This is a genomic window from Chthonobacter albigriseus, from assembly GCF_013839445.1.
Taxonomy (GTDB): domain Bacteria; phylum Pseudomonadota; class Alphaproteobacteria; order Rhizobiales; family Pleomorphomonadaceae; genus Chthonobacter; species Chthonobacter albigriseus.
In genome coordinates this window covers 12,286-25,248 of record NZ_JACDIT010000003.1, presented here as the reverse complement: position 1 = coordinate 25,248, position 12,963 = coordinate 12,286, and the positions used below count along the sequence as shown (strand labels likewise).

Annotated in this window: 11 protein-coding genes; 7 read left to right on the top strand and 4 right to left on the bottom strand. The window is 66.0% G+C overall.

Annotation, left to right across the window (positions count from 1 at the left end; all coding sequences use genetic code 11):
* Window positions 1–118: 118 nt before the first annotated feature.
* Entirely contained in the window at window positions 119–1,219 is a 1,101-nt protein-coding gene (locus HZ321_RS10365; RefSeq protein WP_244635785.1) for a quinoprotein relay system zinc metallohydrolase 2, read from the bottom strand.
* 315 nt (window positions 1,220–1,534) lie between these two features.
* Here HZ321_RS10365 and xoxF5 point away from each other — a divergent pair, with 315 nt between their 5' ends.
* From xoxF5 to HZ321_RS10345, 4 genes are all read left to right on the top strand, one after another.
* Window positions 1,535–3,343 carry a lanthanide-dependent methanol dehydrogenase XoxF5 gene (gene xoxF5, locus HZ321_RS10360; protein WP_181702227.1) on the top strand — a complete coding sequence of 603 codons (1,809 nt, stop codon included), beginning with the start codon at window positions 1,535–1,537 and terminating at the stop codon, window positions 3,341–3,343.
* 157 nt (window positions 3,344–3,500) lie between these two features.
* Entirely contained in the window at window positions 3,501–4,010 is a 510-nt protein-coding gene (locus HZ321_RS10355) for a c-type cytochrome, methanol metabolism-related (RefSeq protein WP_244635783.1), read from the top strand.
* Window positions 4,011–4,344: 334 nt separating this feature from the next.
* Window positions 4,345–5,208: a substrate-binding domain-containing protein gene (locus HZ321_RS10350; RefSeq protein WP_342343834.1), complete on the top strand. Its 864-nt coding sequence runs from the start codon at window positions 4,345–4,347 to the stop codon at window positions 5,206–5,208.
* Window positions 5,209–5,221: 13 nt separating this feature from the next.
* Complete coding sequence (locus HZ321_RS10345; RefSeq protein ID WP_181702226.1) at window positions 5,222–5,857, top strand: PQQ-dependent catabolism-associated CXXCW motif protein; 636 nt, start codon at window positions 5,222–5,224, stop codon at window positions 5,855–5,857.
* A gap of 18 nt (window positions 5,858–5,875) precedes the next feature.
* On the opposite strand, the gene HZ321_RS10340 is transcribed toward HZ321_RS10345, so the two are convergent.
* Window positions 5,876–6,595, bottom strand: coding sequence for an ABC transporter ATP-binding protein (locus HZ321_RS10340; protein WP_342343833.1), 720 nt, complete (start codon window positions 6,593–6,595; stop codon window positions 5,876–5,878).
* Window positions 6,579–7,271, bottom strand: coding sequence for an ABC transporter permease (locus HZ321_RS10335; RefSeq protein WP_244635806.1), 693 nt, complete (start codon window positions 7,269–7,271; stop codon window positions 6,579–6,581). Before HZ321_RS10335 ends, HZ321_RS10340 begins: the two co-directional genes overlap by 17 nt.
* Window positions 7,272–7,646: 375 nt before the next feature.
* Between HZ321_RS10335 and HZ321_RS10330 the strand changes: the two genes are divergently transcribed.
* Together HZ321_RS10330 and HZ321_RS10325 are read left to right on the top strand one after the other, a co-directional pair.
* Complete coding sequence (locus HZ321_RS10330; protein WP_181702224.1) at window positions 7,647–8,825, top strand: AGE family epimerase/isomerase; 1,179 nt, start codon at window positions 7,647–7,649, stop codon at window positions 8,823–8,825.
* Window positions 8,826–9,122: 297 nt separating this feature from the next.
* Window positions 9,123–10,745: an AMP-binding protein gene (locus HZ321_RS10325; RefSeq protein ID WP_181702223.1), complete on the top strand. Its 1,623-nt coding sequence runs from the start codon at window positions 9,123–9,125 to the stop codon at window positions 10,743–10,745.
* A gap of 333 nt (window positions 10,746–11,078) precedes the next feature.
* Here the strand turns inward: HZ321_RS10325 and HZ321_RS10320 are convergent, their stop codons facing one another.
* A complete protein-coding gene (locus HZ321_RS10320) occupies window positions 11,079–11,888 on the bottom strand; it encodes an enoyl-CoA hydratase (protein ID WP_181702222.1) in 810 nt (269 codons plus the stop codon).
* A 187-nt stretch (window positions 11,889–12,075) separates the two neighbouring features.
* On the opposite strand from HZ321_RS10320, the gene cysE reads away from it, so the two are divergent.
* Window positions 12,076–12,912, top strand: a complete 837-nt coding sequence (gene cysE, locus HZ321_RS10315) for a serine O-acetyltransferase (protein ID WP_181702221.1) — start codon at window positions 12,076–12,078, stop codon at window positions 12,910–12,912.
* Window positions 12,913–12,963 lie beyond the last annotated feature (51 nt).

Below are 12,963 nucleotides of genomic sequence, written 5' to 3'. Positions count from 1 at the left end.
AGTCTCCTCCCGGTTCATTCTTGTCGGCGCCGACGGCGCGCGGACCCGGTCACCTGACAAGATGTGCGAATCCGCCGCTATTTGCCATAGGGCAGGTGATCACATCAGCGCGTTCGACCTATTCCCATTCCAGTTCAGCGTAGGCGGCAGTCGCGTTGCGCATGTTGAACTGGTCGAACAGCAGCCAGTCGCCCCGCTCGCCCTCACCGGCCGTCTGAACGGCGGTGGCGAGCGGGATGCCGGCGTCGATCGCGGTTTTCAGATCCTTGGCCAGCGCGTCGAAGTACCGGCGCTCCGGCTCGATTGCGGCGGGCCAGGGCGAATCGATCGGCCCGTGGCCCGGCACGACACGGGTCGCCGGGATCGCCGCGAGGCCGTCGAGCGCCTTCTGCCAGCCCCGCAGGCTGCCGTCGATGGAGGGCAGGTGCTCCAGGAACACCAGATCGCCGGAAAACAGCGTGCCGGTGGTCTCGTCGAACACCGTCAGGTCGCTGTCGGTATGGGCCACGGGCCAGGCCCGGAGCGTCAGGATTCGGCCTCCGAGGTCGATCTGCCGGACATCGGCGACCGTTTCGGTGGGCAGCACCAGTTCGGTGCCGGCGAGCAGCCTTTCGGTCATGGAAGCGCGGTTTGCAGCCAGATAATGCTCGAAACGCTGTTGCAGAGCGTCCGGCAGGCGGACATGACCGACGAATGCGACATCCCGTCCCAGGAATGCTGCATTGCCGAAGACGTGATCGGGGTGGACGTGCGTGTTGATCACCCAGCGAACGGGCAGGTCGGTATGTTGTTCAATCGATTTGAGTAGCGCTTCGCCCTGCCTGCGGCTTCCGCCGGTGTCGATCACGGCAACGGATTGCGCTCCGACTACAAATCCGACATTGGCGATGGCTCCACCATTTTCCGCAAGCATCAGCGCATTGATGCCTTTGTGTACGAAGACGCCCGGAGCAACCTCTTTTACTTCAAGAGGACGAGGATCATCCGCGGCAAACGAAATGGGAACTAGTGAGAAGTACGTTAGCAGTACATAAACCAATGCCGCCCAGTGGTACGAAAGTCTTAGCCCTGTTTTATTGTGCACTGCAATAAAGCTGTGCGCGGCAAAACGAGTTATAACTTTCACCCGATAGGCCGCGCCTATCGAGGCGTTGTGCATCTTTGTTATCAAGCCTCTGATTTCATTGAGGTAAGCTGCTTTGGAGGCATGCCTTGTCATGATGCATTTCCGCCCGCTATGTCAGAGACGCTTACTTAACGGCTCAAGTTGAGCACACAGTATCCAACTTGCTTGGTCCCTGAAAGCTGAGTAAGGTCATCGGAGTCGCCGATCGATCAGGCGCCGGCGTTTGAGGGAACGCCGACGACCATCGCAGGCCGTAGAGCGGGGAGAGGGAACCCGGCTCGTCGGGCGTGACACACGATCGGAGATGAACTCGACTGAGTTTGCGGAAGTGCGGCGTTCTCTCTTTGAGGCGTGCATCTAAACAGACTCCAATGAGCACTCATAAAGTGTGGTCTAGGGAGAACACTAATGAGAAAAGTGCTGCACACGGCATGCATGACTGCGGCCGTCGCTCTGTTTGCGACTTCTTCTTTCGCCAACGAAGAGCTGGCTGGCCTGATGAAGGACCCGAAGCAGTGGGTCGCGCAGGCTGGTAATTTCGCCAATACGCGCTACTCCGAGCTGAACCAGATCACCAAGGACAACGTCGGCAAGCTCCAGGTCGCCTGGACCTTCTCGACCGGTGTCCTGCGCGGCCATGAGGGTGGCCCGCTGATCATCGGCGACGTGATGTACGTCCACACGCCGTTCCCGAACATCGTCTATGCGCTCGACCTGAACAACGACGGCGCGATCCTGTGGAAGTACGAGCCCAAGCAGGATCCGAACGTCATCCCGGTCATGTGCTGCGACACCGTGAACCGCGGCGTGGCCTACGGCGACGGCAAGATCATCCTGCATCAGGCCGACACCACCGTCGTGGCGCTCGACGCCAAGACCGGCGCTGTCGCTTGGTCGGTGAAGAACGGCGATCCGGCGATCGGCGAGACCGGCACTGCCGCTCCGCACGTCTTCGGTGATAAGGTCCTCATCGGCATCTCGGGTGGCGAGTTCGGTGTTCGTGGTTCGATCACCGCCTACAACCTGAAGGATGGTTCGAAGGCCTGGCGCGGCTACTCGATGGGTCCGGATGCGGATACCCTGATGGATGGCGAGAAGACCACCCATCTCGGCAAGCCGGTCGGCGCCGACTCGGGCATCGCGACGTGGGAAGGCGATCAGTGGAAGATCGGCGGCGGCACCACCTGGGGCTGGTTCTCGTACGATCCCGAGCTGAACCTCGTCTATTACGGCTCCGGCAACCCGTCGACCTGGAACCCCGCTCAGCGTCCTGGTGACAACCGCTGGTCCATGACGATCTGGGCCCGCGACCTGAACACCGGCATGGCCAAGTGGGTCTACCAGATGACCCCGCATGACGAGTGGGACTTCGACGGCGTCAACGAGATGATCCTCACCGAGCAGGAAGTCGGCGGCGCAACCCGCAAGCTTCTGACCCACTTCGATCGTAACGGCCTCGCCTATACGATGGATCGTGAGTCCGGCGAGCTGCTCGTTGCCGAGAAGTACGATCCGGTCGTGAACTGGACGACTGGCGTGGACATGGACAAGAACAGCCCGACCTATGGTCGCCCGGCGGTTGTTGCCCAGTACTCCACCCACCAGAACGGTGAAGACGTGAACACGACGGGCGTCTGCCCGGCGGCTCTCGGCACCAAGGACCAGCAGCCTGCGGCCTACTCGCCGAAGACCAAGCTGTTCTACGTCCCGACCAACCACGTCTGCATGGACTACGAGCCGTTCCGCGTGTCCTACACCGCGGGTCAGCCCTACGTCGGTGCCACCCTGTCGATGTACCCCGCGCCGAACAGCCATGGCGGCATGGGCAACTTCATCGCCTGGGACGGTGTCAACGGCAAGATCGTCTGGTCGCTCCCCGAGCAGTTCTCGGTGTGGTCCGGCGCTCTGGCGACGGCTGGCGACGTTGTCTTCTACGGTACCCTCGAGGGCTACCTGAAGGCGGTCGACGCTACTGACGGCAAGGAACTGTACAAGTTCAAGACGCCGTCGGGCATCATCGGCAACGTCACGACCTACGAGCATGGTGGCAAGCAGTACATCGCCATCCTGTCGGGCGTCGGTGGCTGGGCCGGTATCGGTCTTGCGGCTGGTCTGACGGATCCGAACGCCGGTCTCGGTGCGGTGGGTGGTTATGCCGCCCTCTCCAAGTACACCGCGCTCGGTGGTCAGCTGACCGTCTTCTCGCTGCCGAACTGACCTGACTTGAACTGACAAACACGGCCCGGACCGCAAGGTTGAACCTTGTCAGGCCCGGGCCGTTCTTCGTGACACGCGGAGGGTAAGTCGCGTTCCGGGGTAGCGGCCCTCGCCGACGTGGTGCGATCCCACCAAAGGAGTTCCAAAGGAGAACTAGATGTTTGTGCGCATTCTCGCTTTTGCCTGCATGATGTCCGTCAGCGCTTCCGCTGTAGCCGCAGCCCCGGCCAGCTCGGCGATCGCGTCTGAAGAAAACGGCAAGTTCCTCGACGCCGAGGGCAACCCCACCTACAAGGTCTTCGACGACAAGTCGGTGGACTGGTACACGTGGCGCGGCTTCAAAAAGTACAACGCCAACTGCATGCAGTGCCACGGGCCGGACGGCATGGGATCGAGCTTCGCGCCGAACCTGACCGACTCGCTCAAGGTGCTCGGCTACGAGAAGTTCATGGAAGTCGTCTCCAGCGGCCAGCAGAACAAGTGGCATCCGGAGAACAGCGTGATGCCGGCGTGGGGCAGCGACCTCAACGTGATGTGCTTCGCGGACTCTATCTATTCCTATCTGCGCGGTCGGTCCGACGACGCGATCGGTCGCGGCGAGATCAAGCGCAACGGCCCGGTGAACGAGGCCGCCAAGGCGGAAGAGAACGCCTGCCTGGGCTTCTGAGCCAACGGGACGGGATCGGCCCAAGACGATCCCTTCTCCGCTCAGGCGCCGACGTCGGCCACCCGGCGTGCGACCAGCTTCAGGCCGTGCCGGAGAAATCCGGTGCGGCCTTTGTCGTTAGGGCAGGTGCGGACCAAGAAACCCGCCGGCGAGATCCAAGCATCGGCCCGGCGGAAATTAAAGATCTGTAAGGTGCAGCTTCACACCATTGAAGTGCGGGACGACTGCATCAAGTCTCTGCTTGAAACGACAGACGCAGGAAGCCGTGGCGATCGATTGGAGATCCTGGGGCGTCCGGTGCAAACCAAGAAGAAAGCCGGGAGGATTCCCTTCGATGCGTAAGATATTCGTGGCAGCCCTTGCCCTTGCCATGCTCCCCGCGCCCGCCGCGCTGGCGCAGAACATGGACTCGGCCGTTCCCGGCACCGCGGAGACGTTCAGCGAGGCCGTCGAACTGATCGACCCGACGACCCTGCGCGTCTGCGCGGATCCGGCCAGCCTTCCGTTCTCCAACGACAAGTTGGAGGGCTTCGAGAACAAGATCGCGGAGTTCCTGGCGGCGAAGCTGAACAAGGGCATCTCCTACACCTGGTTCCCGATGGCCACCGGTTTCGTCCGCAAGACGCTCGGCGAGCATCGCTGCGACGTCATCATCGGCTACGCGCAGGGCGACGAGCTCGTCCAGAACACCAACGCCTACTACCGGACCGCCTATTCGCTGGTGGTCAAGGCGGGCTCCGGCCTGGAGGACGTGAAGGCGCTCAACGATCCGCGTCTGAAGGGCAAGAAGATCGGCCTGGTCGCCGGCACGCCGCCGGGCACCAACATCGCGGCGAATGGGCTGATGGGCAGCGTGCGGCCCTATCCGCTGATGGTCGATACGCGCTACACCCATGTTCCCGAGATGATGATGAAGGATCTCGCCGATGGCCAGATCGACGTCGCGGTGCTCTGGGGACCGATCGCCGGCTACTTCGCCAAGCAGCAGACGCCTCCCGGCGTGGTGATTCCGCTCGTCAACGAGACCACCGGACCGCGCATGGCCTATCGCATCACCATGGGGGTGCGCGCGTCGGACCAGAACTGGAAGCGCCAGCTGAACAAGCTGATCCGCGAAAACCAGAAGGAGATCAACGCCATCCTCACGGAGTTCGGCGTTCCCATCCTCGACGAGAAGGACCAGCCGATCACCCAGTGACGGCGCGACACTGATGACAAACGATCTCCCGGACGCGGTCCGGCCGACCATCCAGTCGAAGGCGGGCGCATGGGCGCTCGCCTTTGCGCTGTCCTGCGCGATCATCCCCATCGCGCCGGCGCGCGCCGAGGATCCGCCATCCCAGCCGGCGGAGGCGCAGCTCGCGGAACCCGACGGCTACCGGATGGACGAGTACCGCGCGCCCGTTCCGGCGACGCTGAAGGGCGCCAAGGTCATCTCCACGGCCGAGGCGGAGGCGCTCTGGAAGGCCGGCGAGGCGGTCTTCATCGACGTGCTGCCGAAGCCGCCGACGCCCAAGCTGCCGAAGGGCACCGTGTTCCGCCTGCCGCCGCGCGACGACATTCCCCGCTCGATCTGGTTGCCGGACGTCGGCTATGGCGCGCTCAACGACGCCATGGCGGCCTATTTCCGCGAGAACCTCTCCGCCGCGCTTGCGGGCGATTCGTCCCGCCCGGTGGTGTTCTATTGCCTCGCCGACTGCTGGATGAGCTGGAACGCGGCCAAGCGGGCCATCGAATGGGGCTACAGCAACGTCTACTGGTATCCCGAAGGCACCGACGGGTGGAGTTTCGAAGGGCTGCCGGTGGAGACGGCCGAGCCCGTGAAGCGCCCCGGACTCGTCGAGTAGCGACCCGACGGCCCCCGTTCAGGCCACCAGCCCAGGCCAATCCCTCACCATTTCCGTGCGCTTGGCCTCCACATAGGCTTCGTCGCGCTCCTCCTGCGGCAGGTCGAGCATCACCTCGGCCACCACATGGCTGGGGCGGGGGGCGAGAAGCACGATGCGTTCGGCGATCTGGATCGCCTCGCGCACGTTGTGCGTCACCATCAGCGTGGTGGGCCGGTAGCGCCGCCAGATCTCCACGACGAGGTGGCGGAGGCGCTGCGCGGTGGTCTCGTCCAGCGAGGTGAAGGGCTCGTCGAGCAGCAGCACGTCAGGTTCGATGGCGAGCGCTCGGGCGATCGCGACGCGGCGGGCGAGGCCGAGCGAGAGCTCCGTCGGGAAGCGGTTGCGCATCTCGGCGAGGCCGAGTTCCTCGAACAGGGGAGCGGGGTCGAAGAGGTCAGGCTTGTCGAGCACGAGCCGGACGTTGTCGTCCACCGTGCGCCAGGGCAGCAGGCGCGGTTCCTGGAACACGATGCCGACGCGGGCCTCCTTGGCCAGCACGATGCGGCCTTCGAAATCGGTGTCGAGACCGGCGAGGATGCGCAGCGACGTGGTCTTGCCGCAGCCGGACGGGCCGATCAGCGCGGTCAGGCTGCCGGCCGCCGCCTTCAGGTCCAGACCGCGCACGGCCTCCACGGTGCCGCCCTCGGCGCCGCGGTAGGTCTTGCGGGCGATGTGGATTTCAAGTGGTGCGGACACGCCAGCGGTTCGCCCGGAGTTCGAGGGGTTGCAGCACGATGACCTCTATCGCCAGCATCACCGCCACGAAGGACAGCGCGTAGGCGATGATGGAGGCGACGTCGAAGAGCTGGAAGAACATGTTGAGTTGGAAGCCGATGCCGTTGGAGCGGCCGAGCAGTTCGACCACCAGCACGATCTTCCAGACCAGCGACAGGCCGGAGCGCGCGGAGGCGGCGAGGTAGGGCTGCAGCTGCGGCAGCAGCACGTCGAACAGGCGCTTGCGCCAGTTCAGGCGGAAGGCCTTCGCCATCTGGTCGAGGTCGGGGTCAAGCGCCCGGGCGCCCTCGCGGATGGTGACGATCACGTTCGGCAGCTTGTTGAGCGCGACGGCGCCGACCGCCGCCGTCTCGTTCAGGCCAAACCAGACGTAGGCCAGGATGATGATCACCAGAGCCGGCAGGTTGAGCAGCACCACCAGCCAGAGGTCGAGCGCGCTGTTCACCGTCCGGAAGCGGCCCATCAGGAAGCCGATGGCGGTGCCGAGAAGCATCGCCAGCATGAAGGCGACCGCGACGCGGGTCAGCGTGGCGCCGAGATGGTAGGGCAGGCGGCCGGAAGCCGTCTCCTCCACCATGATCATCAGCACCTCTTCCGGCGCAGGCAGGTGGCGGAAATTCCCCCAATGGGCGCCCATCCACCAGAGGGCCAGGAAGACCACGGCCGACAGCAGCGCGGCATGACTCTTCAGGCCGTTCTTGGCCAAGGCACTCACCTCCCGGTCGGCTGGGTTCGGACGCTTCGGCCCTTGGCCGGGATCCGACGTCTCTCCCATGCGCCGCCTTCCGGCGGTCGCCATTGCGCGGAGTGTGTGTTCGCCGGCAGGCGGGGTCAATTGCCCACTGGTGTCTTCGTGTCGCAGGGAGGAATTCCCGTCTTAACCGAACCGCGAGAATCAGGCCCTCGGCTTTCTGGTCAGGCCGGATCGGGGAGGCTAGGCTTGACGCCGAGGCCGGCAGGCGTGATGGCCTGCCCTGTTCGGAAGACCCCGAGCGAGAGGACGATTGGACCGATGAGTGCACTTCAGAAGACGGAGACCGCCGGCGCGGCGGCGGTCCGCGACCGGCTTATGGCGTGGCTGCTGGACGAGGCGCTGCCGATCTGGTGGGCCTTCGGCGGCGACCACGTGAACGGCGGCTTCCACGAGAAGCTGGGGCTGCGCTGCGAGATCCGGCCGGATCCGCGGCGGGTCCGCGTGCAGGCGCGGCAGGTATTCTCCTTCGCGGTCGCCGGCCGGCTCGGCTGGAAGGGGCCATGGCGGGAGGCCGTCGACCACGGGCTCGGTTACTTCCTCGCCAACTGCGTGCTGCCGGAGGGGCCGGTCCGCATGGTCGTCAACCCGGACGGCAGTCCGAAGGACGATACCTTCAACCTCTACGACCAGGCCTTCGCGCTGTTCGCCTTCGCAGCGGCCGCGTCGGTGGTGGAGGACCGCGCACCCGTCGAGGCGGCCGCGGTCAAGCTGCGCGACTACCTGGAGCGCCACCTCAAGCATCCCGCCGGCGGGTTCGAGGAGAGCGTGCCGCGCTCGCTGCCGCTGAAGGCCAACCCGCACATGCACCTCTTCGAGGCGTGCCTGGCCTGGGTCGAAACGGGTGGCGACGCGCGCTGGGGCGAACTGGCGGACGAGATCGCCGAACTGTGCCTGACGAAGTTCCTCGACCCCGGCGAAGGCTGGTTGCGCGAGTTCTTCGACGGCGACTGGGCGCCCATGCCCGGCGTCGAAGGCCGGATCGTCGAGCCCGGCCACCAGTTCGAGTGGGCGTGGCTCCTGACCCGCTGGGGTGTGATGCGCGGCCGCAAGGACGCGATCGCGGCGGCCGGCAAGCTGGCGCAACTCGGCGAGGATCACGGCATCAACGCCAAGCTGGGCGTCGCGATCAACGAACTGCTCGACGACGGCTCGCTGCGCGACGGTTCGGCCCGCCTGTGGCCGCAGACCGAGCGGATCAAGGGGCATGTGGCGCTCGCCTCGGTCGCACCGGATGCGTCGACGCGCGCCGCGCACATGGCGCTCGCGGCGGATGCCGGCGTCGCGCTCGAGATGTATCTGAAGGTGGAGACGCCCGGCCTCTGGCGCGACCGGCTCAACCCGGACGGCAGCTTCGTAGTCGAGCCGGCGCCGGCCAGCTCCTTCTACCACATCATCTGCGCCATCGAGGAACTCGACAAGGCGGTGAAGGCGCTCTGAGAGCGGCTCGAAACCCGGCGACAACAGCAACGGCCGGAGCGTCCCTCGGCGGGGGCGCTCCGGCCGCTGTCGTTCCGGTGGAGCGCCGCACGGTCAGAATGTGCGCTCCGGAGTGACGCCCCCCGTCCCCCGCAGGCCGGCTGCCAAGTCTTGCAAGGTCCGCTCCGGGCCGGCATCACCCGTATTGGGTAGACCGGCGACAGTCCGCGGCAAGCGCCCACCGCTTTCCCGAAATCATGCGCTGCAGCGTGATTTTCTCCGCGCCTTACCTTACGTGTTGTCGAACGGAGGTGGACGATGGTGGCCGTTGAAGCTCAAGAGCAGCAGATCCCGGCGGCGCGGACGACCGCGGGCATCCCCTGGCAGCAGGCCGGGCTCGACGCGGCTTTCTGGCAGCGGTCGCTGTTCGAGTCGCTTGCCGATGCGGCCGGGCGCTACGGTCCGGACGCGGTTGCGGTGGAGGATCAGGACCGCCAGCCGTTGACGCGCAAGAAGCTGATCCTGGCCTCCCTCGTGCTCGGGCGGAAGCTCGCTTCCGTCACGGCGCACGGCGAGCGAGTCGGGCTGCTGCTCCCCAACGTGAACGGCGCCGCGGTGGCCTTCTTCGCGCTGTCGGCCTACGGCCGCGTGCCGGCGATGCTGAACTACTCCACCGGGCTGAAGAACCTGGAGGCCGCGTGCACGGCCGCCGACGTGAAGACGATCGTCACGTCCGGGCTGTTCGTGAAGACGCTGAAGCTGGAAGACACCATCGAGAAGCTGTCGAAGCGGGCGCGCATCGTCTACCTGGACCAGCTCCGCAAGGAGATCGGCCCGATCGACAAGGCCGTCGGCGCGGCGGCCTCGCTCGCGCCCAAGCTCTTCCACCGGATCTACGCCCGCAAGCCGGACGACGTCGCCGTGGTGCTGTTCACGTCCGGCACGGAGGGTGTTCCGAAGGGGGTGGCGCTCTCCAACGCGAACATCCTCGCCAACATCGCGCAGATCCTGCCGATCTACAATTTCGGCCCGTCCGACGTGATTTTCAACGCGCTGCCGGTGTTCCACTCCTTCGGCCTCACGGCCGGCATGCTGCTGCCCGTCCTCGGCGGGTTCAAGTCGTTCCTCTATCCCTCGCCGCTGCACTACAAGCAGATCCCCGGGCTGGTGAAGAGCACGGCCACGACCATTCTTCTGACCACCGACACCTTCGCCAACGGCTGGGCGAAAGCGGCCGAGGCCGATGACTTCCAGTCCGTCCGCTTCACCATCTGCGGTGCAGAGCGCGTCAAGGAGCCGACACGCAAGCTCTGGCGCGAACGCTTCGACGTGGACCTCAACGAAGGCTACGGCGTCACCGAGACGGCGCCCGTGCTGGCGGTGAACCGTCCGGGCGACAACCACCATGGCACCGTGGGCCCGCTCTTGCCGGGCATCGAGGCGCGGCTGGAGCCGGTGCCCGGCCTGACGGACGGTGGCCGCCTGCAGGTCCGCGGCCCGAACGTGATGATCGGCTACTACAAGGTCGACAAGCCGGGCGTGCTGGAGCCGGCCGGCGAATGGTACGACACCGGCGACATCGTCGCGATCAGCGACGACGGCTTCATCAGCATCCGCGGGCGCGCCAAGCGCTTCGCCAAGATCGGCGGCGAGATGGTTTCGCTCGCCGCCGCTGAGGCCTATGCCGCCTGCGTCTGGCCGGACGCGTCGACAGCGGTCGTCGCCGTGCCGGACGCGCGCAAGGGGGAATCGCTGGTGCTCGTCACCGACGCTCAGGATGCCACCGTCGAGCCGCTGCTGGCCTGGGCGCAGGCGAACGGTGTCGCCGAGCTGATGGTGCCGAAGAAGATCGTCAACGTCGATGCATTGCCCGTGCTCGGCACCGGCAAGGTCGACTACGTCACGATCGAGCGGCTGGCGCGCGGCCAACCGACCAGCTGACGTTCAAGCTTCGCCATTCCTGCGAATTCTCCGCGGTGCGAGCCGATTAGCCGGACAATCGACGCTGGAGCTGCATCCGGGCGCATCCGCTCAAGCTCGCGCCGAGCCGGATGGTGTTTCTATCAATATAAACAAATATTTGCCACCATAACCTCAAGATCAGTTTCAGCGCCGCCCGAACTCGTCGATCGCGATGGGACCAGGTGCGGCTGTGGCGATCTTCAGGCGCCGGCGAATCGCTGTTGCGCTGGGCCGACCGGCAGAGAATCAGATCCCTCTCGGCGGATCAAGGGGCGGCATGCGGGATTTTCCGGATGCTGGCCGCCCGTACCGTCAGCGGCCGCGGAAGATCGGTTCGCGCTTTTCCCGGAAGGCTGCGCGGCCCTCGGCGTAGTCGGCGCTGACGAAGCAGGCTTCGGCCATCTGGCGGGCCCGGTCCCAGTTCGCGTCCGCCATGCCGACGGAAGCGTTGATCGCCGCTTTCACCGCGCGCTGGGTCAGCGGGGCCAGCGCCGAGACGCGCGCCACGTAGGCGGCTGCGGCCGCGTCGAGCTCGTCGTCGCGAACCACGTCGTCGACGAGGCCGATCCGCAAGGCGGTCGCCGCGTCGATCCGCTTGGCGGTGAAGAACAGGTCCTTGGTGCGCGAAGGGCCGATCAGCGCCACCACGTCGGCCACGGCCTCGGCGGGGTAGGCGAGCCCGAGGCGCGCCGCCGGGATCGCGAAGGCGGTGTCCTCGGAGGCGAGGCGGATGTCGCAGGCCGCCGCCAGCCCGACGCCGCCACCCATGCAGAAGCGCCGGATCACCGCCACCGTGGGCTTCTCCGCGCCGCGCAGGGCGGCGAAGGCGGCCGCGTTGGCAGCCTCGTAGGTCTTCGACGTGACGGCGTCGCGGCGGACGACGTCGAACTCCGAGATGTCCGCGCCGGAAGCGAAGGCGCCGCCCTCCGAGCCGGTCAGCACGATGACGCGGACGTCGGGATCGGCCTCCAGTTCGGCCACGGCGCCCGGGATCGCCTCCCACATGGCCAGCGACAGGGCGTTGTGGCGGCCGGGGTTGTCGATGACGATCCGGCCGAGTGCGCCCAGCACGTCGAGGCGGATGCGGCCTTCCTGCGTCGGGGCGAGGCGAGGCTGTGTCATCGGGGGTCTCCGTCGGAAGAACTGGTTCAAGGGCTGGTGATTCATGATTTACAGCCCCGTCCCTTTTCTCGTTCTCAGGGAAGGCCTATCCTTAGAATGAAAAGGTCGACATCTCATCTGCTCCGTTCGTCGAGTGCGTCGCGATGACCACAGCCGGATCAAGCGGGTCCCCCATGAGGGCGAGTCCATGAACGTTACATTGAAGCCGCAGGGCGTACCGGCGCTCGACACCGTCGACCCGGTATGGCGCCGTGTCCGCGACGAAGCCTCGGCGGCGATCGAGCGCGATCCGGTGCTTGCCGCCTTCCTCCACACCACCGTGCTCGACCAGCCGAGCCTGGAAGACGCGGTCGTGCAGCGGGTCGCCGACCGGCTCGACAGCCAGGTCGTCCCGTCGATCATGATCCGCCAGGCCTATGCCGACGCGCTGTCGGCCCAGCCCTCGATAGGCGAGGCCTTCCGCGTCGACATAGGGGCGGTCTACGACCGTGATCCGGCCTGCGAGCGCTACCTGGACCCCGTGCTCTACTTCAAGGGCTTCCACGCCTTGCAGACGCACAGGCTGGCCCACTGGCTGTGGAATGCGGGGCGCAAGGATTTCGCCCTCTACCTGCAGAGCCGGGCCTCCGCGGTGTTCCAGGTCGACATCAACCCGGCCGCCCGCATCGGGCGCGGCATCTTCCTCGACCATGCCACCGGCATTGTCGTCGGGGCCACTGCGGTGATCGAGGACGACGTGTCGATCCTGCAGGGCGTCACCCTCGGCGGCACCGGCAAGGAGACGGGCGACCGTCATCCGAAGATCCGCCACGGCGTGCTGATCGGCGCCAACGCTTCCGTGCTCGGCAACATCGAGGTCGGCCGCAACTCGCGGATCGCCGCCGGTTCGGTGGTTCTGAAGGCGGTGCCGCCGTGCACCACGGTCGCCGGCGTGCCGGCCAGGGTGGTGGGCGAGGCGGGCTGCGCGGAGCCGGCGCGGAGCATGGAGCACCGCATCCTGGAGTACTTCGATCCGGGCATCTGAGCGGCTGCGACCTACGCCCGTCCACGGCAATCGGCCGGGGGCGGGTTTTCT